The sequence below is a fragment of the Kitasatospora sp. NPDC089913 genome, assembly GCF_044748625.1.
GTDB lineage: Bacteria > Actinomycetota > Actinomycetes > Streptomycetales > Streptomycetaceae > Kitasatospora.
In genome coordinates this window covers 25,803-44,145 of record NZ_JBIVGI010000021.1, presented here as the reverse complement: position 1 = coordinate 44,145, position 18,343 = coordinate 25,803, and the positions used below count along the sequence as shown (strand labels likewise).

The window sequence follows — 18,343 nt, the reverse complement described above, 5'->3', positions numbered from 1 at the left end:
CCGTGCCCGGAACAGAGGGCGGAGCAGGTGACAGCCGCATGATCGGCCGGCCCGCGTCCTAGTTGGGCGGGACGCCGGGCCGGTCGACCGGGGCGGTGTGCTGTTCGATGAAGGCGCGGGCCTGGTCGGGCGTGAGCGGGCGGGCGAAGAGGTAGCCCTGGCCGAGGGGGCAGCCCATGGCGGCGAGCAGGTCGCGCTGGTCCGGGTGCTCGATGCCCTCGGCGATGACCTGGACGCCCAGGGTGTCGGCGATCCTCGTGATGCCCTCCACCAGGGCGTACTGCTGCTGGGAGAGGCTGAGTCCGTCGATGAAGGACTTGTCGATCTTCAGGATCGAGATCGGGAACTCGCGCAGGTAGGAGAGCGAGGAGTAGCCGGTGCCGAAGTCGTCGATGGCGATGCCGACACCGAGGTCGCCCAGGGTGCGCATGTCGGTGTGGACGCGGTCGTCGCGGCGCATCAGGACGGACTCGGTCAGCTCCAGGACCAGCGACTGCGGCTGGATCCCGGAGGAGCGGATCGCACCGCGCACGACGTCCACGAAGCCCGCGTCGCGGAACTGGCGGGCCGAGACGTTGACGTTGACCCGCAGCGGCGGGAGGCCGGCGGCGGCGCGGGCGGCGGAGCTGGTGGCGTGCCAGGCGGCGGTCTCCTGGGCGGCGCGTTCCAGTACCCAGGCGCCGAGCGGCACGATCTGGCCGCTCTCCTCGGCGAGGGCGATGAACTCGTCCGGCAGCACCATGCCGCGCCGGTCGTGCGGCCAGCGCACCAGTGCCTCGAAGGCCACCAGCGCCCCCGAGGCCAGGTCGACGATCGGCTGGTAGTACAGCCGGAACGCGGACTCGGCGATCGCCGAGTCCAGGTTCTCGTTCAGCTCGTGCCGCGCGACCAGGCCCGCCTGCAACGACGGCTGGTAGTGGCACCACTGCCGCTTGCCCGCCGACTTCGCCGAGTACAGGGCCAGGTCCGCGTGGCTCAGCAGCTCGGTGGCGTCCACACTGTCCTCCGTCGTCGCCACCCCGATGCTGGCCGACACCCGCACCGCGCCCGCGCTCAGCCGGAACGGCTCGGCGAACGCCGCCAGCACGCCGTCCGCGAGCGCCCCGACGTCGGCCGGCTCCAGCGCGTCCTCCACCAGCACCGCGAACTCGTCGCCGCCGAGCCGCGCCGCCGTGTCCGAGGTCCGCAGCGCCGTCGACACCCGCAGCGAGACGGCGATCAGCAGCTCGTCCCCGACCGCGTGCCCCTGGGTGTCGTTGACCATCTTGAAGTCGTCCAGGTCGATGAAGAGCACCCCGGTGACGGCGCCGCTGCGCTCGCCCCGGGAGAGCGCGTGGCCGACCCGGTCGAGGAACAGCACCCGGTTCGCCAGGCCGGTCAGCGAGTCGTGGAAGGCCCGGTGGGTCAGCTCGCGCTCCATCTGCCGCTGCTCGGTGACGTCGCGCAGGGTGAGCACCAGCCCGCCCACGGTCGGATCCGCCCGCAGGTCGTTGGCGTGCACCTCGACCTCGATCGGGGTGCCGTCGGCGCGCAGCAGCCGCCAGTGGTCGCGCTGGGTGTCCAGTCCGGAACGGCCGGAGCGCGCGGCGGGGAGGCTCGCGTCCCGGCTGCGCATCCGGGCCAGCGCCTTGCCGACCGACCGGCTGTCCTCGGTCGGGACGAGGTCGGTGATCAGGGTGCCGGAGAGGCTGGGGTAGCCGAGGACGCGCTCGGCGGAGGAGCCCGAGGCGTAGCGGACGGAGTCGTCGCCGTTGAGGATCAGGATGACGTCGCTGGCGCTCTGCACCAGGGTGCGGAAGTAGGCCTCGCTGTCCCGTCGGGTGATCTCCTGGCTCAGCATGACCCGCTCGACGGCGAACGCGGCCTGGCCGGCCAGGATCTCCAGCGAGCCCCAGAGGCTGGTCAGCTCCTGCTCGGTGCCGGTGACGATGAGGGCGCCGATCAGCGGGTCCCCGGACGGGCGCTCGGCCAGGGTGAGCGGGCACAGCAGGGCGCTCGGCATGCCGTCCAGCCGGGTGGCGAGGTCGTTGCCGATGTCCTCGACGGACAGCAGCCTGGTCTCCCGGTAGGCGGCGAGGGCGAGCACCTCGTCGGAGTCGTGCTCGGCGCCGAGCAGGTGACGGCCGGCGCCGCGCTCGGCGTGCCGCACGTGCAGGACGCCGCCCTCGGTGACGGCGAGCAGCGCGACATGGCCGGGTTCGGTCGGCATCAGGGTGGAGGCGGCGGCCTGGACGGCGTCGGCGACCTCCTCGACGGTGACGGCGGAGGTGAGGGCGGAGCCCGCGAGCCGCAGCGCGCGTTCCCGGGCGACGGCCTGGCGGCGGGCCCGGACCACGACCGCCAGCCGGGCGAGCACGAGCAGGTAGATCAGGGCGGAGAAGGCGCCGATCACCCCGGCGTTGCTGGTGTTGCCCGCGCCGGCCTCGATCATCAGGATGGTCGGCGCGATCAGTGAGGCGGCGGTGAGCAGGGCCAGCCGGCCGGGGCCGAGGTCCGGCTGCTGGCTGGGGATGGGCCGGGTCAGCTCGACCATGGACGGATGCAGGGCGGCCGCGCCCCAGGCGGTGTAGAAGGCGGCCCAGCCGAAGTCCACGGGGGTGCCGATGTGCCAGTTGCCGTGCAGCACGATCAGCCCGTAGGCGATGTCGGCGACCAGCAGGCCGACCGTGCCGACGGTGAGCAGTTGGAGCGAACGGCTGACGCCGCCGCGTGGTACGACCAGACGGAGCAACAGGGCCAGTACCACGACGTCACCCAGCGGGTAGGCGATCGAGACGGCCTTCTGGAACCAGTCGAGGTCGGGGTTCCGCGCGTAGGGGAGGATCAGGTAGATCCAGACCAGCAGGGCCAGGCCCATGGTGAGGATGAGCGCGTCCAGCAGGCTGGCCCGGTCCTGGTGCGCCGTCCGCCAGCGGATGAAGCCCAACACGCCTGCCGCGTACAGCAGGTACTCGGCCAGGTAGAAGCCGTCGGCGATGGACGGGAACGGGCTGCCCAGATGCAGGAACTGCATCTGGATCACCTGGACCACCTCGCCCGCCGTGAAGCTGAGGTTGGCGAGCGCGAGCAGGTACCAGTAGCGGGCGTGCGAGGGGTGGTTGAGGCGGACGCCGACCACGATGGCGGCGACGCCGCCCAGGCCGATGCCCGTCCACCAGATGATCCGCTGGGAGGGATTGGCGTAGTAGATGCCGGTGAACACCACCATCCACACCAGGTAACAGGCCATCAGGCGTTGGCGCCGACGTGTCAACGAGCTACCTCCTCCGCGACATCACCCCGTCCTCCCGAGGTGACGGGTGGTGGGATTTCCGGGCAGGGGCTCGCGAGCGTCCGGGCCGGACCGGGGTGGTCCGGTCGAACGTTCGAAATGGGCCTTGAGTGCGTATAGTCGGAAATGTCGCACCTCCCAGCATTCTGCCGCTACAGCACGAGGTCAAGCCGGTGGATGAAGCAGCGGACAGCGCACGGGGTGTACGTGCCGGAGTGGGCTCCGGACGTCACGCCGTGCTGGTCAACGAGGACGGTCAGTATACGATCTGGCCTGGGGACTTCACGGTTCCGAGCGGTTGGCGGACGGTCTTCGGGCCCGCCGGGCGCGAGGAGTGCCGCCGGTACGTCGATCGCGAGTGGCGTGCGCCGGGGCTCGGCACGGGCCCGGGCGGCCCCGGGAGCGCCGTCGGCCGCCGAGGTCGCGACGCCGGTGACGCCGGTGACGCCGGCCGGACGGGCCCCGAGGGCACCGTGCACGGGCTCGTCCGGGCCCGGGCGGCGGACGCCCCGGACGCCGTCGCGGTGGTCACCGACGAGGAGACGCTCACCTACCGTGACCTGGACACCCGCAGTGACCGGCTGGCGGGCGTGCTGCGCGGCCTGGGCGTCGGCCCGGAACGGGTCGTCCCGGTCTGCCTGGAACGCGGCGCGGACCTGGTGACCGCCCTGCTCGGCGTGCTCAAGGCGGGCGGCGCGTTCCTGCCGCTGGACCCGGCGCACCCGCGGCGGCGGCTGGCCCGGCTGGTCGAGGACTGCGGGGCGGACGTGGTGGTCTCGGCGGACGGGCGCCCCTTCCCGGGGGTGCGGACGGTGACGCCGGACGGCGGAACGGGCGAGGGTCTCGACGCGGGCGGGCGCGGGGGCCTCGACCCGGGCGAGGACCCGGCCGGGCCGGACGACCTCGCCTACCTGATCTACACCTCGGGGACCACCGGCACCCCGAAGGGCGTGCCGGTCACCCATCGGGCGCTGGTCTTCACCCTGGGCCGGGTGGTCCACGCCTACGGGCTCACTCCGCGCGACCGCGTGCTCCAACTGGCCGCACTCGGTTTCGACACCTCGCTGGAACAGGTCTTCGCGACGCTGGCCGCGGGGGCCACCCTGGTGCTCGGCGGCGCCCGTACCTGGGCGCCCACCGAGCTGGCGCACCGGATGCGCGAGCTGCGGCTGACCGTCGCCGACCTCACGCCCGCGTACTGGCACCACCTGCTCGGCCTGTTCCCGCCGGGCGGTCCCGCGCCGGAGGGCCTGCGACTGATCATCGTGGGCGGCGACACCGTGCACGCCGACGACTGCCGGGCCTGTCTGGAGCGGCTGCCGGGGGTCCGGCTGGTCAACGCCTACGGGGTGACCGAGGCCGCCGTGACCTCCACGCTCTGCGAGCTCACGGCGGAGGTGCTGGAGCCCGGGGCGCAGCACGCCGGTCCCGGCCATCCGTCCGCCGCGCCGGTCCCGATCGGGCGGCCGCTGCCCGGGGTGCGGCTGCACCTGCTGGACGCCCGGCTCAGCCCGGTGCCGCCCGGCGAGAAGGGCGAGATCCACCTCGGCGGCCCGGGCCTCGCCCGGGGCTACTGGCGGGCGCCCGGGCTGACCGCGGAGACGTTCCTGCCCGACCCGTACGCGCCGGAGCCCGGAGAGCGCATGTACCGCACCGGCGACGCCGGCCGCTGGCGGGCGGACGGCAACCTGGAGATCCTCGGCCGCTTCGACGACCAGCTGAAGGTCCGCGGCCACCGGGTCGACCCCGCCGAGGTCGAGTCCGTGCTCGCCGCTCACCCCGACGTCCGGCAGGCCCGGGTCGCCGCCGAGGGCAGCGCCGACGGCAGCCGCGTCCTCATCGCCTACTACACGCTCACCGCGCGTGCAGCCTCCGGACCGCACGCCCGGCGCGGGCGGATCCGCTCCTACCTGGCCGAACGGCTGCCGGACTTCATGGTCCCGGCGGACTTCGTGCTGCTCGACAGCATGCCGCTCACCGCGGCCGGGAAGATCGACCGCCGCCGGCTGCCCGACGCCGTCCCCCAGTTGCAGCGGCGGGACGGCCGGGGCGGCCGGGACGGACGGGACGCGGCCGGGGGCGGCGACCCGGCCGGCGCCCGCCGGGCCGGGGCGGGGGCCGGGGCCGGGGCGGGCTCCGCCTCCCCGAACGGCTCGGCCCCGGCCGGGGGCACCGCCTCCGCCGTCGAGGTGGGCGTCGCCCAGTTGTGGTCCGAGCTCCTCGGCGTCGAGCAGGTCGGGCCCGAGGACGACTTCTTCGACCTCGGCGGCAACTCCCTGCTCGCGATGGAGATGCTCGCCCGTGCCCGGATCATGTTCGGCATCGACGTCACCCGGATCCGCTTCCTCACCCGCTCGCTGCTGCGCGACGCCACCCTGAGGGCCTTCGCCGCCGACACCCTCGCCGCCCGCACCGGCGGCCCGGCCCGGGCCGAGGGCACCGCGGACGGCGGCACCGCGGGCAGCGGCCACGACCACGACGGCGGGCACGGTGGCGCCCCGGTCGACGGCAGCGGCGAGACCGCCGTCGACTGGGCCGCCGAGGCCCGCCTGGACACACCCGTCCGGCAGTCCTGGAGCCCCGCGCCCTCCCGCGCCGAACCCACCGAGATCCTGCTCACCGGCGCCACCGGCTTCTGCGGCGCCCACCTGCTCGACGCCCTGCTGCACACCACCGACGCCCGCATCCACTGCCTGGTCCGCGCCCCCGACGAGGAACACGCCCTGGAACGTCTCCGCGCCGCCCAGCAGCGCTTCCTCCGCCAGGACCTCGCCGACCGCCGCGTCGTCCCGCTCGTCGGCGACCTCGCCGAACCCCTGCTCGGCCTCACCCAGCAGCGCTTCGAACACCTCGCCAACACCCTGGACGCGATCCACCACCTCGGCGGCCTGGTGAACTTCATCTACCCCTACCACCAGCTGCGCGGCGCCAACGTCGACGGCACCCGCGAGATCGTCCGGCTCGCCGGGCACTCGCGCGGCATCCCCGTCCACTACCTGTCCACCCTCGCGGTGGTGGCGGGCTTCGGCGCGGCGGGCATCGCCGAGGTCACCGAACGCACCCCGCTCGACCACGCCGACCGGCTCGCCGTCGGCTACGTCGAGAGCAAGTTCGTCGCCGAACAGCTCCTCCACCACGCCGCCGAGGCCGGGCTGCCGGTCACCGTGCTGCGCACCAACGACGTCACCGGCGACCTCCGCACCGGCGTGATGAACACCGGCACCGAGATGTGCGCGCTGATCAAGTACATGGCCGAGAGCGGGAGTTGCCCGGATGTCCGGCTGCCCCTGGACTTCGTCCCGGCCGACCGGTTCAGCCGCGCGATCTGCCACATCGTCACCCACGCACCCGCCATCGGCGAGGTCTACCACCTGACCTCGCCCGCACCGGCCGGGCTCCCCGAACTCGCCGAACGGCTGCGCGCCCGGGGCCACCCCGTCGAGGAAGTCCCGTACGAGCAGTGGGTGCAGGGCCTGGTCCGGTTCGCCGCCGGGCACCCCACCCACCCGATGACGCCGTTCGTACCGCTGTTCGTCGACCGCGTGCCCGGCACCGGACTGTCCATCAGCGAGATGTACTTCCGCCCCACCTTCCCGCGCTTCGACCGGGCCAACACCGAACACGCCCTGGCCGGCAGCGGCGTGGTGCTGCCCGCCGTCGACGGCGGCCTGCTGGACTTCTACCTCGACCGGCTGACGGCGGAGGGCTTCCTCTCCCCGCCGCTCGGCACCTCGCCGCTCCGGGCGGTGCGATGACCGCCACCACCCCCGAGGAGCTCTTCGCGGCGGTGGACGTCGCCCGCGCCCCCGCCGACGGACCGGCGGCGTTCGGCGGCGATCTCGCGCCGGGCACCCTGCTCGCCGCCTACCGGTACGGGCTGTTCCCGCTCCCGGCCGCCGACGACTACGCGAGCGCCTTCAACGAGGCCCGCCACGAGGAGGCGGTGGAGGCCGGCCGGATCGTCCTGCTGCCGGGGGCCGCGGACGCCGACCCGTACGCGCTCGCCTGGTGGTCGCCCGATCCCCGCCCCGTCCTCGCCCCCGACGGCGTGCGCCTCGGCCGCAAGCTCTCCCGCCTGCTGCGCAACCGGCTGGACTGGTCGACCACCGCCGACGCCGCCTTCGAGCAGGTGCTCGCGGCCTGCGCCGAGGGCCGCGAACCCCCGTGGCTCACCCGGGACCTGCGGGAGGCGCTCACCGCGCTGCACCGGCTGGGAGCGGCCCACAGCGTCGAGGTGTGGGAGGAGGGGGAGCTGGTCGGAGGGGTGTTCGGGGTCGCGGCCGGGCCGGTGCTCAGCCTGGACTCGATGTTCCACCGCCGCCCGGACGCCGCCCGGGTGGCGGTCGCCGACCTCGCCGCCCGCTTCGCCGCCGCCGGGGGGCTCCTGCTGGACGCCCAGTGGGACTCCCCGCACGTGCGCTCCCTCGGCGCCGCGCCGCAGCCCCGGGAGCGCTACCTCGCCGCGCTCGCCGCCGGGACCGGCCCGGTGGCGCCGCTGGACACCGCCCGGCTCCCGGCCGTCCGGCTGGCCCCCGCGCAGCCCCGCCCGCCGTGGCCGCCCGGGCACCGGCACGGGCGCGGCCACGGGCCCGCCGCGAGCGCCGGTGGCGGCTGACGCGTCGCTGCGCGGTGCGCGGGCGGCCACGGCGCGCGGTGCAGGTGCAGGTGCAGGTGTCGGCCTCGGTGTCGGTGAGCGGTGGTCCGCGCGTCCGGCCGACCGGTTTCGGGGCGGGGACCGGTGGGCACGGTGGCGGGCATGCTGTCGGTAGTGGTCGCCCCCTGGGGCGGGGAACCGGTGTTCGAGCGGGGCGGGGACGAGCCGCACGAGGCCGCGAGCACGATGAAGGTCGCCGTCCTGGCCGCCCTGCACCGCGCCGGGGCCGACCCCGACGAGGCCGTGCCGGTGGTGAACTCCTTCGCGTCGCGGGCGGGCGGGCGGTTCGCCAACGACCCGGACCGGGACAGCGACCCCGTCCCCTGGGGCCTGCTCGGCGGCACCGCCCCACTGGGCCTGCTCGCCGAGCGGATGATCACCCACTCGTCCAACCTCGCCACCAATCTCTGCCTCGCCCGGGCCGGCCACGAGGCCGTCGCGGAGGTCTGGCGGCACGCGGGCGCCACCCGGAGCGGCAGTCCGCGCGGGATCGAGGACTATCCGGCGCGGGACGCCGGTCTGCACAACCGGGTGACGGCCCGCGATCTGGTCCGGCTGCTCCAGTCCCTGGCCGGGGAACCGGAGTTGCTCGCGCTGCTGGAGCGCAACGCGTTCCGGGTCGACCTCGCCGCCGGACTGCCGCCGGGGACGCCGGTGGCGTTCAAGAACGGCTGGATCCCCGGTGCCCGGCACTGCGTGGGCCTGGTGCGGCCCGGGGACTGCCCGCCCTACCTGCTGGCGGTCTGCTACACCGGCCCGCTGGCCTCCGGCGCGGACGGCGCGGAGGACGATCCGGCGGCGCGGCTGGTGGCCCGGGTCTCGGCGGCGGTCTGGTCCCGCCGACACACGATCACCGGCGCGGTGGCCGCCGACTGACGCCCGGTGGCCGCCGGCCGATGCCCGAAGGCTGTCGACCGGCGGCCGTCCGACCGTCGGAGAGCCGGCCCGTCGGTCCGGCTCGGTACGGCTCATTACGGCTGAGCACGGCTGAGTACGGGTCAGTACGGCTTCACCAGGAAGTGCGCCGCACCCGGGATGCCGACCTTCAGCAGCTCGTCCTCCTCCGGCGTGGTCGGCGTGCCGGTCTCCTGCTTGAGGATCGCGCGGGACAGCGCCTGCACCCACATGGCGCGCGGGCGGCGGCGCTCCTCCCAGGCGGCGAGCGCGGCCGGGACCGTCTCCGCCGCGTCCAGGCTCTCGGCGAGGACCAGCGCGTCCTCGACCGCCATCGCCGCGCCCTGGGCCAGGTGCGGGGTGGAGGCGTGCGCCGCGTCGCCGGCCAGGACCACCCGGCCGACGTGCCACGGCTCCTCGACGGTGACCTGCGAGATCCGCGAGTAGACCACCGCGGCCGGGTCGGTCACCTGCGCCAGCGCCTCGGCGATCGGCCCGCCGAAGCCGGCCAGCCGCTCGCGCAGCTGCTCGTGGGCGTTCTCCGGGTCCGGCCGGAAGTCCTCGGCCTCGGCGAACACCGAGCCCAGGTACATCAGGTCCTCGCTGATCGGGGTGAGCAGCGCCTTGGCCTTCAGGTTGCCGGTGGACATCACCACGCCCTGCACCTCGGGCGAACGCGGCAGGGTGACCCGCCAGTTGGCGAAGCCGGTGTACTCGGGCGCGTACTTCTCGCCGTAGAGCCGCTTGCGCAGCGGCGAGCCGATGCCGTCGAAGCCGACCACCAGGTCGTAGCGTCCGCTGCTGCCGTCGCTCAGGGTGACCGCCACCTCCTCGCCCTCGTCGGCGAGTTCGGTGATCGTGGTGCCGAACCGCAGGGTCGCCCCGGCGGCGGTGGCCGCCTCGCCCAGCACCCGGGCCAGCGCGGGGCGGGGGATGCCGTTGTTGGACGGCGCGCCGTCCATCCGCGGCTGCGGGATCTTCGCCAGGATGCCACCGGCCGGGTCGCAGATGGTGAGCACCTCCCACTCGAACCCGGCCGCCAGGCACTGCTCCAGCACACCGATCCCGCGCATCACGTGCAGCGCGTTGGACGGCTGGATGATGCCGACGCCCAGGGCCTCCAGGGCGTCGCGCAGCTCGACGACGTCGACCCGGTGGCCGCGGCGGGCGAGGGCGGTGGCCGCGGTCAGGCCGCCTATGCCGCCGCCGTGGACGAGGACGCGCAGGGGTGGGGTCATGACGGGGTTGCTCCAAGTGTGGTGGGAGAAGTGGGGGAAACGTTTCAGCGGACCGGCGTGCCGGCCGACAGCTCCATGAGGTGGTCGACCAGCGCGAGCAGCAGGTCCCGCCCGAACGACCGCACCCGCACGTCGCCGATCAGCATCGGGACCTGCGGGTCGAGGTCGAGGGCGGCCCGGATCTCGTCCGCCGTCCGGGTGTTGTGGCCGTGGAAGCAGTTGATCGCCACCACGAACGGGATGCCCCGGCTCTCGAAGAAGTCGATCGAGGCGAAGCTGGTGTCCAGCCGGCGGGTGTCGGCGATCACGACGCCGCCCAGCGCGCCGTTCACCAGGTCGTTCCACATGAACCAGAAGCGCTCCTGTCCGGGTGTGCCGAACAGGTAGACCACCAGCTCCGGGTTGACGGTGATCCGCCCGAAGTCCAGTGCGACCGTGGTGGTCTCCTTGTTGTCCACCCCGGAGAGGTCGTCGACGCCTTCGCTGGCGCGGGTCAGGTACTCCTCGGTGCGCAGCGGCGCGACCTCGCTGACCGCGCCGACCAGGGTGGTCTTGCCGACCCCGAAGCCGCCGGCGATGAGGATCTTGACGGCCGCGGGGACGGCGGGGGCGGGGGAGGGGAGCGAGGAGGAGGGAGAGGAGGGGCGAGGTGCGGATGGTGCCATGGTTCAGAGCCTCCGGAGTCCTTCACGTACGGCCGTCAGCAGCCCGAGGTCCAGACCGCCGTCCCCGGCGGCCCGGGCCACCGAGATCGGGGCCCGGGCCAACAGCATTCCCTGGGCGATCAGGTCGCCCAGGAGGATCTTGGTGACCGACACCGGCAGGTTGAGCCCGGCGGCCACCTCGGCCACCGCGGCCGGCCGGCGGCACCGTTCGAGGATCAGCCGGTGTTCCGGCTGGAGCCCGCGCGGACCGGACGACCGGGTGGCGAGCACCTGGTCCGCGAGCTCCTCCACCGTGGTCATCAGCGTGATCAGGGTGAGGTCGTCGCGCTCCGGCGTCGTCCGGCCGCGGGTGATGGTGTAGGGGCGCACCATCGTGCCCGCGCCGTAGTCCTCGTCCTCGTCCTCTTCGGGCAGCTCGCTCCAGTGCGGCCTCACCGGGGACTCACCCCCGGTTCCTGGCGGCGAAGGCGTCGAACTCGCTGCGGACCGGCGTGGTGAGCTTCTGGCCGACCTGCTGGACGAGCTGGTGCATGGCCACCGACATGACCTCGGCGTCCACCTCCTGGTCGGCGACCACGGCCAGGTGGGTGCCCTGCGCGGCGGCGATGACGAACAGCCAGACCTCGGCCAGCTCGACGATCACCTGGTGGACCGGGCCGCCGTCGAACAGCTGGCCGATGCCGCGGGCGAGGCTCTGCTGACCGGTGGCCACGGCGGCCAGCCGCTCGGCGTCGGACCGCTCGATGGTGCGGGAGTGGCTGACCACCAGACCGTCGTCGGAGAGCAGCACGGCGCTTCTCGTCCCGGGGACCGTGTCGACGAGTCCGTCCAGCAGCCAGTCGAGGTCCTGATGGGTGGCGATGGTGCGGTTCATGACTGCTCTTCCGTCCTCGTGGTTCGGGGGTCCGCGGCCGGGAGGGCCCAGGGGGAGGGACCCGGCGCGGGAGTCGGGGTTCCGGTGGCCGTGGGGGAGGCCGGGCCGGACGGGGGGAGGGTGCCGCGCCCCGGCGGCAGGGCGCCGGCCGCGGGGCCGTCGGCGGGGCGCCGGTCCTCCGCGGCGCCGAGGCCGCGGGCGGCCCGGGACTGGCGCTGGAAGGCGCCGACCGTGGCGCCGGAGCGGCGCGGCGGGCGCTGGAACGGGCCCTCGGCGGTACCGGGTCCGCCACCGGACCCGGTGCCGGGTCCGGTGCCCGTGCCGACCCCCGGGTACGGGGTGCGGGGCGGCGGCGGGATGCGCAGCTCGGCGGCCAGGCTGGCCTGGCGCACCCGCTGGGGCAGCGGCGGCTGGAGGCCGCCGGTCGGGGCGTCCGCGGAGTGCGGGGCGCCGGCCGGTGCGTCCGCCGGTGCGACGGCGGACCCGGGGAGCGGGTTCGCCGGCTGTCCGTCGTGCTGCCGCCGCTCCGCCAGCCGGTAGTGGTCGGCGGGCCGGTACTGCTCGTCGGCGTACGGCGCCTCGGCGGGCATCACCGTCGCGTAGGCGATGTCCGGGTAGGCGGGCGGGGCGTCCCCGGCGGAGCGGGGGGACGTGTCGTAGGGCTGCCCGTCGTACCCGTAGCCGCCCCCGACCGGGACCTGCGAACCGTGCTCGACCGGCGAACCGTGCTCGACCGGCTGGCCGTGCTCGGCCGGCGGGTGCAGATAGCCGTCCGCCCCGGTACCGGGGAAGGCGCCGTCGCGTTCGGAGCCGTCGCGTCCACCGGAGCCGTCGCGCTCGCCGAAGGCGTCCCGGTCGCCGAAGGCACCGGGCCCGCCGAAGACGTCACGCGCGCCGAAGGCGTCCTGCGCGGGGAAACCGTCGGGCCGGCCGAGACCGCCGGACGGGTCGAAGCCGTCGGGCCGGTCGAAGCCGTCGGACTCCCGCGGCTCCTCGGGCTCGCCGAAGCCGTCGTGCTTCCCGAAGTCGATCCGCACCGGAGCACCGAGGAGCTCGTCGTCCGACGGGGGCACGTACTCGACGTACCCGAACGCCTGGGCCTGGGAGGGCGCCTGGGCACCGGAGGCCGCGCCGGGGGTGACGACGGGGGCGCTGCCGGTGGAGAACCAGTCGCCGCCGGTCTGGCCGGGATGCGGAGCGGCGTCCGCGTGGGCGGCGCGCTCCTCCTCCTCGTCCACCGCGACGACCGCCGACGAGGTGGTGGTGTCCGCCGTCCGCACCGGCTCGGTCGTGGCCGGGAGCGCCGCGGACGGCATCTCGGTCACCGAGGCCAGCGGCACGGCCGCCTGGGCCCGGTCCGCCGGACGCTGGCGCCGGGCGAGCGGGATGGGCGTGACCGCGGCCTTGTCGGGAAGCCCGGAGTCGCCGTCGAGGATCAGTTCGCCGGGGACGAGCACGACCACCCTGGTCCCGCCGAACGCCGACGGGCGGAACTCGATCTGCAGGCCGATCGCCGCCGCCAGCCGGGCCACCACGTGGAAGCCGAGGCGGATGTCGTCACCGCGCGCCAGCATGTCCGTACGGGGCGGCTCGTCCGCGATCGCGGCGGCCATCAGGGCGTTGGCCGTGTCGTACTGCTCCGGGTCCATGCCCAGGCCGCGGTCCTCGATCTCGATCGCGAGCCCGCGGCCGACCACGGCCGCCCGGACGTCGACCGGCGTCGGCGGCTTGGAGAAGCTCGCCGCGTTCTCCATCAGCTCGGCGACCACGTGCGCGACCGGGCCCACCGCCCGCTCGGAGAGCCACGGGTGGCCCTCGACCTCCAGCACGATGCGGCGGTACTCCTGGACCTCGCCCTGCGCGGCGCGCAGCACGTCCAGCAGCGGCACCGGCTTGCGCCACTTCCGCTGCGGCTGGCCGCCGGCCATGATGACCAGGTTCTCCTCGTAGCGGCGCAGGCGGGCCGTCAGGTGGTCGAGGTCGAACAGGCCCTCCAGCACCTCCGGGTCCTCGTGCCGCCGCTCCAGGGCGTCGAGCTTGCGGAGCTGCTGACCGATCAGCAGCTGGGTGCGGCGGGCGATCCGCTGGAGCAGCCGCTCGAAGCCCCGGTGCTGCTCGGCCTGCCGGACGGCGGCCCCCAGCGCGGAGGTACGGGCGAGGTTCATGGCCTGGCCGAGCTGCGCCAGCTCGTCGCCGCCGCGGGCGTGCGCCCCGGCGGTGATCGCCCGGCTCTCCGCCTCGACGTCCACCTGTTCGCCGCGGGCCAGTCGCTCGACCACCTCGGGCAGGGTGTGCTCCATGTCCTGCGCCTGGGCGTGCAGGTCGTTGATCCGGCGGCGCAGCGAGCGGGTCAGCCGCCAGCTGGCGACGACCACGACGATCACCGCGAGCAGACCGATCACCGAGGTCAGCGCGACCCGGGTGAGCAGCGAGAGGATCGAGCCCTTGCCGACCTCGACCACGCCCTCGGTCCGGGTCTCGATGGCCTTCACCAGCTGCGGGTTGACCTGGTCGACGGCCTGCCGCCACTGGTCCTGGAGCTGCGGCAGCCGGACGGTGCCGGTGGCGTCGGCGGCGGCCGGGCGGGTGAGCGCCTGCTCGACGGCGGACTTGGCCTGCCAGGCCGGACCGCTCATCAGCTCGGACCAGGCGGCCCGCTCGTCGGCCGGCACGTACGGCACGACCTGGACGGTGAAGAGGTGCTCCTGGGCGCCGATCGACTGCTGCACCAGCTGGTAGTCGGAGGCGCTGAGCCTGCCGGACGGCCAGCCCCGGGCCAGGATCGCGTCCTCGCGGGCCAGCATCTCCTTGGCCCAGAAGGAGTTGACCAGGGTCTTGGAGATCCAGGTGACCTCGCCGGTGTCGACGTGGCTGAGCGCGGTGAACAGCCGCAGGTCGACCGCGATCAGGTCGGTGTAGTACGCGTAGACGCCCTGCTGGTCGGCGGTGCCCTTGTCGACGAGGGCCCGCTGGTCGCCCAGCTTCTCCATCGCGCGCCGGGCCTCGGCGACGGCCGTGCGCACCTCGGCGGGCGCGCTGTCGGCGGTCTCGCCGGACAGGGTCTGGAACTTCGCCACGGCCTCGTCGGTCAGCTGGCGCTGGCGCTTCAGCTGCTCGGCGACGCTGCCGGGCCGGGAGAGCGCCTCGGCGCTGAGCCGACGCTCCTCCTGGAGGTTGTAGTAGACGATGTTGGACGGCTGTCCCGCCTTCTGTGCCAGCAGGCCCTGGGCGGCCAGACGCTGGAAGTCGAAGAAGGTCACACCGCTGGTGACGGCCCAGAGGGCGGCCAGGGCGATGCTGGGGACGAGGGCCAGGACGAGCAGTGCCGTCCGCAGCGACAGGCGCGGCCGACGCCTGCGGGGGGCCTTCGGCGTCGGGGGCCGCCGATTCGCACGCGCGCGCAGAGCTGACTCCTTGGGACTGGCGGTCGGCCTGCGAGGGTCGGACCGTCCGGGGCACGGGCTTTATGACGAAGCGATACTAGTCATACGGTGTGTTAGGAGTGAAAGCCCGTTCGATCTTCGGACAGTGCACACACAAGTCCTTAACATCGCGGTAGTACGCGGTTCATGCCCGCACAGGGGCTCCCGGCGGTGGTCGGACACCGGTTCGTGGCCGGTCGGACGGTGTTCGCCGCCCGTTCGCCGCGCTGTCGGGAAGTGCCCGTCGGAGGAACGGGAACACCCCCGGCGGAGGTTCATCGTCAGGGCGCACACCCGGGGCGCGCGGCCGTGATTCACGCCCGGGGCGCATGCCTGGGGTGCGCGGCCGCGCCGCTCGGCGCCGGGAGGGTGGGGGAGGATGGTGCCATGACCGACGACAGCCTGCCCGCCCGCAGCCGGGCGGTGGCCGACGCACTCGCCGGGGCCGGACTGCCCGGAGAGGTCCGCGTCCTGCCGGACTCCGCCCGCACCGCCGCCGAAGCCGCCGCAGCCCTGGGGTGCGAGGTCGGCGCCATCGCCAACAGCCTGGTGTTCACCTGCGACGGCGAGCCGCTGCTCGTGATGACCAGCGGTGCCCACCGAGTCGACACCGGCCATCTCGCCCGTGAGCTGGGCACCGGCCCGATCACCCGGGCGAGCGCCGCACAGGTCCGGGAAGCCACCGGCCAGGCCATCGGCGGCGTCGCCCCGGTCGGCCACCCGGCGCCGCTGCGCACGGTCGTCGACACCGCCCTCGCCGGACACGACCTGCTGTGGGCGGCCGCCGGGCACCCGCACACCGTGGTGCCGATGACGTACGGGGAACTGCTGAGGCTGACCGGCGGCACCCCGTCGACGGTGGTGCCGCCGGAGCAGCGGGCGTAACGGAGCCGGGGTTCGGGGAGTCCGGCGGACCCGGGTCGCCCCCGGGTCCGCCGGGAAGGCGTTACGCGATGCCGAACGCGGCGGCCCAGCGGGCCGTCCCGGACGGCAGCGGGTGACGGGCCGGGTCCAGGCTCAGGGCCATCCACGCCTCGTCCGGCGCGTCGACGGTGAGCGCGATGCCGTGCTCCGAGGCCCGGCCGAAGCCGAACCTCGGGTAGTACGACGGGTGTCCGAGCAGGATCACGAACCGCTCGCCCCGGGCGCGGGCGGCGTCGAGTCCGGCCCGTACGAGGGCGGAGCCGGCGCCGGACCGCTGGTGGTCGGGGTGCACGGACACCGGAGCCATCGCGAGCGCCGGGGTGTCGCCGATGAAGGCGCGGGTGAGCAGCACATGGCCGACCGGGGCGGCCCCGGCCCCGGTGGCGGCGACGATCGAGAGACCGTCGATCCACGCCTCGTCGGCGCGCAGGGCCTCGACGAGGTCGGCCTCGGACGGCCGCCCGAAAGCGGCGACCGTCAGCTCGTGGACGGCCGGGAGGTCGTGGGGCCGCTCGATCCGGGTGTGCCAGGAGCGCGAGGAGGAGGAAGAGGAAGAAGACATGGGAGTCCCTTGGAGAAGGGGCCCCGGAGAGCGAAGGGCGTCAGACCGGGACCCGGGAGGTGAGAACAGTCCGGGTGCCGCGCAGCACGTGCGCAGCGGCTGTCACCGCGACCACAATTCACCTTCCCTGTCTCCGTAGCGGACTTCGTGCGAGCTCGAACGGCCGTCGGGCCGGGCTCGGACATCGACCGTAACACGGGCCCCGGACGAGGTGCGAAGGGTTTTCCGCGCCGTCCCGGCACCCTGCTCCGGCCGTCCCCGGGGACGGGTACCCGCCGCCGGGGTGCTCGGCGGCGCCGCGGTCCTCAGCGGCGGCGGGCGGCGCGGGCGACGACGAGCAGGAACAGGCCGCAGGCCGTGACCACCACCCAGCCGGTGCGGGAGGCGGCGGTGAGGCCGTCCGGGGCCGCGCCCGCGACCAGGCCGCCGGCGATCGCGATGCCGACCGCCGAGCCGAGCTGGCGGGCCGTGGAGGTGATCGCCCCGGCCACCCCGGCGCGGTCGGCCGGGAGTCCGCCCACGGCCGTGTTGGTGATCGGCGCGTTGGCGAAGCCGAAGCCGACCCCGAGCAGCAGCAGGGCGAGCAGCAGACCGGGCAGGTCCGCCGCGCCGGACAGGCCGTCCGCGCCGTGCGGGCCGTCGTCGACCAGGAACGCCCGGACCAGCAGCAGCGCCCCGCCGGCCGTGGTGGACCAGGCCGCGAGCAGCAGCGGCCGGCGCGGCCCGCCCCGGCCCACCAGCACGCCGGACAGCGGCGCGCAGACGGTCGCGCCCAGCGCCATCGGCAGCGAGGCCAGCCCGGCGGCCAGCGGCGTCCACGCCCGGGCGTGCTGGAGCTGGAAGGTGGTGAGCAGCAGGGTCACCGTGAGTGCGACGAACACCGCCACGGCTCCCAGCGCGGCCGTGCTGAAGGCCGGCCGCCGGAACAGCCCGAGGTCCATCAGCGGCTCCTCCCGGCCGCGTTCGGCGAGCACGAACCCGGCGGTCGCCGCCGCGGCCGCCGCGTACCCGGCGAGCGCCCAGGGCGAACCCCACCCGATCCGCGGGCCCTCGATCAGCACGGCCACCGTCGCGCACACCGCGACGGTGAGCAGGAGCTGACCGGGCAGGTCCGGCCGGCGGGCCCGGGGCGCGCGCGACTCGGGCACGAAACGGATGCTCAGCAGGACGGCCGCCAGCACCACCGGCACGTTCACCCAGAACACCGAGCGCCAGCCGAGGGCCGCCACCAGCGCGCCGCCGGTGACCGGCCCGGCCGCCATGCTCAGCCCGAACACCGACGCCCAGACCCCGATCGCCCGGGCCCGCTCCCGGGGGTCGGGCATCGCGTTCACCACGATCGCCAGCGCCACCGGGCTGAGCATCGACGCGCCCACACCCTGGAGGGCGCGCGCCGCGACCAGCGCGCCGGCGGAGGGCGCGAGCGCGCACACCAGTGAGGAGAGGCCGAAGACGACCAGTCCGCACTGGAAGACCCGGCGGCGTCCGAACCGGTCCGCGAGCGCGCCGGCCGAGATCAGCAGGCTGGCCAGGACCACGGTGTAGGCGTCCACGATCCATTCCAGGTCGCGGGTGCCGACGCCGAGTCCGTGCCCGATCGCGGGCAGGCCGACGTTGACGATCGTGGTGTCCAGGCCGACCAGGAACAGGCTCAGGGCGCAGACCGCGAGCACGGTCCACCGTCGGAGCGCGCTCAGCGGGGGAGGGGCGGGGGCCGCGGGGGACGTGGGGGCCGCGGTCGCGGGGGAGGTGGTCATGGGTGGGGCGCCTTCCGGTCGGAACACGGGCAGGGGACTTGCTGGTGGTCGCCATGTTCGGGCCGGCGACGGCCGGCCGCCC

12 protein-coding genes and 1 pseudogene are annotated in these 18,343 nt (G+C 74.8%); 5 read left to right on the top strand and 8 right to left on the bottom strand.

The window, feature by feature from the left end; all coding sequences use genetic code 11:
• Nucleotides 1-58 precede the first annotated feature (58 nt).
• On the bottom strand, nucleotides 59-3,253 hold the full coding sequence (locus ACIPYS_RS27505) for a putative bifunctional diguanylate cyclase/phosphodiesterase (RefSeq protein ID WP_400750812.1): 3,195 nt from the start codon (nucleotides 3,251-3,253) through the stop codon (nucleotides 59-61).
• 128 nt (nucleotides 3,254-3,381) lie between these two features.
• Between ACIPYS_RS27505 and ACIPYS_RS27500 the strand changes: the two are divergent.
• The 4 genes and pseudogenes from ACIPYS_RS27500 to ACIPYS_RS27485 form a co-directional block, all read left to right on the top strand.
• Nucleotides 3,382-3,612, top strand: a pseudogene (locus ACIPYS_RS27500) (MbtH family NRPS accessory protein); the annotation flags it as partial.
• 132 nt (nucleotides 3,613-3,744) lie between these two features.
• Nucleotides 3,745-7,026, top strand: a complete 3,282-nt coding sequence (locus ACIPYS_RS27495; protein WP_400751054.1) for an amino acid adenylation domain-containing protein — start codon at nucleotides 3,745-3,747, stop codon at nucleotides 7,024-7,026.
• Nucleotides 7,023-7,886, top strand: a complete 864-nt coding sequence (locus tag ACIPYS_RS27490; RefSeq protein WP_400750809.1) for a leucyl/phenylalanyl-tRNA--protein transferase — start codon at nucleotides 7,023-7,025, stop codon at nucleotides 7,884-7,886. Before ACIPYS_RS27495 ends, ACIPYS_RS27490 begins: the two co-directional genes overlap by 4 nt.
• Before the next feature lie 141 nt (nucleotides 7,887-8,027).
• Complete coding sequence (locus ACIPYS_RS27485) at nucleotides 8,028-8,801, top strand: serine hydrolase (RefSeq protein ID WP_093859766.1); 774 nt, start codon at nucleotides 8,028-8,030, stop codon at nucleotides 8,799-8,801.
• Between the two features lie 122 nt (nucleotides 8,802-8,923).
• Here ACIPYS_RS27485 and ACIPYS_RS27480 read toward each other — a convergent pair whose 3' ends face one another.
• The 5 genes from ACIPYS_RS27480 to ACIPYS_RS27460 are packed head-to-tail and all read right to left on the bottom strand — an operon-like array spanning nucleotide 8,924 to nucleotide 14,856.
• On the bottom strand, nucleotides 8,924-10,057 hold the full coding sequence (locus tag ACIPYS_RS27480) for an FAD-dependent monooxygenase (protein WP_093859765.1): 1,134 nt from the start codon (nucleotides 10,055-10,057) through the stop codon (nucleotides 8,924-8,926).
• 44 nt (nucleotides 10,058-10,101) lie between these two features.
• A complete protein-coding gene (locus ACIPYS_RS27475) occupies nucleotides 10,102-10,722 on the bottom strand; it encodes a GTP-binding protein (protein ID WP_400750804.1) in 621 nt (206 codons plus the stop codon).
• Between the two features lie 3 nt (nucleotides 10,723-10,725).
• Nucleotides 10,726-11,157 (bottom strand): DUF742 domain-containing protein, encoded by a 432-nt coding sequence (locus ACIPYS_RS27470; RefSeq protein ID WP_400750801.1) that lies wholly within the window; start codon nucleotides 11,155-11,157, stop codon nucleotides 10,726-10,728.
• 7 nt (nucleotides 11,158-11,164) lie between these two features.
• Nucleotides 11,165-11,596, bottom strand: a complete 432-nt coding sequence (locus tag ACIPYS_RS27465; RefSeq protein ID WP_045941106.1) for a roadblock/LC7 domain-containing protein — start codon at nucleotides 11,594-11,596, stop codon at nucleotides 11,165-11,167.
• The gene (locus tag ACIPYS_RS27460; RefSeq protein ID WP_400750797.1) at nucleotides 11,593-14,856 is read right to left on the bottom strand and encodes a nitrate- and nitrite sensing domain-containing protein; all 3,264 of its coding nucleotides are present in this window, start codon (nucleotides 14,854-14,856) and stop codon (nucleotides 11,593-11,595) included. Before ACIPYS_RS27460 ends, ACIPYS_RS27465 begins: the two co-directional genes overlap by 4 nt.
• A 549-nt stretch (nucleotides 14,857-15,405) precedes the next feature.
• Here ACIPYS_RS27460 and ACIPYS_RS27455 point away from each other — a divergent pair.
• Nucleotides 15,406-15,903 (top strand): YbaK/EbsC family protein, encoded by a 498-nt coding sequence (locus ACIPYS_RS27455; RefSeq protein ID WP_400750794.1) that lies wholly within the window; start codon nucleotides 15,406-15,408, stop codon nucleotides 15,901-15,903.
• A gap of 61 nt (nucleotides 15,904-15,964) precedes the next feature.
• Here ACIPYS_RS27455 and ACIPYS_RS27450 read toward each other — a convergent pair whose 3' ends face one another.
• Both ACIPYS_RS27450 and ACIPYS_RS27445 read right to left on the bottom strand, forming a co-directional pair.
• Nucleotides 15,965-16,504 carry a GNAT family N-acetyltransferase gene (locus tag ACIPYS_RS27450; protein ID WP_093859762.1) on the bottom strand — a complete coding sequence of 180 codons (540 nt, stop codon included), beginning with the start codon at nucleotides 16,502-16,504 and terminating at the stop codon, nucleotides 15,965-15,967.
• 305 nt (nucleotides 16,505-16,809) lie between these two features.
• Nucleotides 16,810-18,261: an MFS transporter gene (locus ACIPYS_RS27445; protein ID WP_400750791.1), complete on the bottom strand. Its 1,452-nt coding sequence runs from the start codon at nucleotides 18,259-18,261 to the stop codon at nucleotides 16,810-16,812.
• Nucleotides 18,262-18,343 lie beyond the last annotated feature (82 nt).

What these genes read in the sequence shown, in the direction of transcription:
- ACIPYS_RS27475 (WP_400750804.1), bottom strand. Translation starts at nt 10,722, where the DNA reads ATGGCACCATCCGCACCTCGCCCCTCCTCTCCCTCCTCCTCGCTCCCC.
- ACIPYS_RS27480 (WP_093859765.1), bottom strand. Translation starts at nt 10,057, where the DNA reads ATGACCCCACCCCTGCGCGTCCTCGTCCACGGCGGCGGCATAGGCGGC.
- ACIPYS_RS27455 (WP_400750794.1), top strand. Translation starts at nt 15,406, where the DNA reads ATGACCGACGACAGCCTGCCCGCCCGCAGCCGGGCGGTGGCCGACGCA.
- ACIPYS_RS27490 (WP_400750809.1), top strand. Translation starts at nt 7,023, where the DNA reads ATGACCGCCACCACCCCCGAGGAGCTCTTCGCGGCGGTGGACGTCGCC.
- ACIPYS_RS27450 (WP_093859762.1), bottom strand. Translation starts at nt 16,504, where the DNA reads ATGTCTTCTTCCTCTTCCTCCTCCTCGCGCTCCTGGCACACCCGGATC.
- ACIPYS_RS27485 (WP_093859766.1), top strand. Translation starts at nt 8,028, where the DNA reads ATGCTGTCGGTAGTGGTCGCCCCCTGGGGCGGGGAACCGGTGTTCGAG.
- ACIPYS_RS27465 (WP_045941106.1), bottom strand. Translation starts at nt 11,596, where the DNA reads ATGAACCGCACCATCGCCACCCATCAGGACCTCGACTGGCTGCTGGAC.
- ACIPYS_RS27445 (WP_400750791.1), bottom strand. Translation starts at nt 18,261, where the DNA reads ATGACCACCTCCCCCGCGACCGCGGCCCCCACGTCCCCCGCGGCCCCC.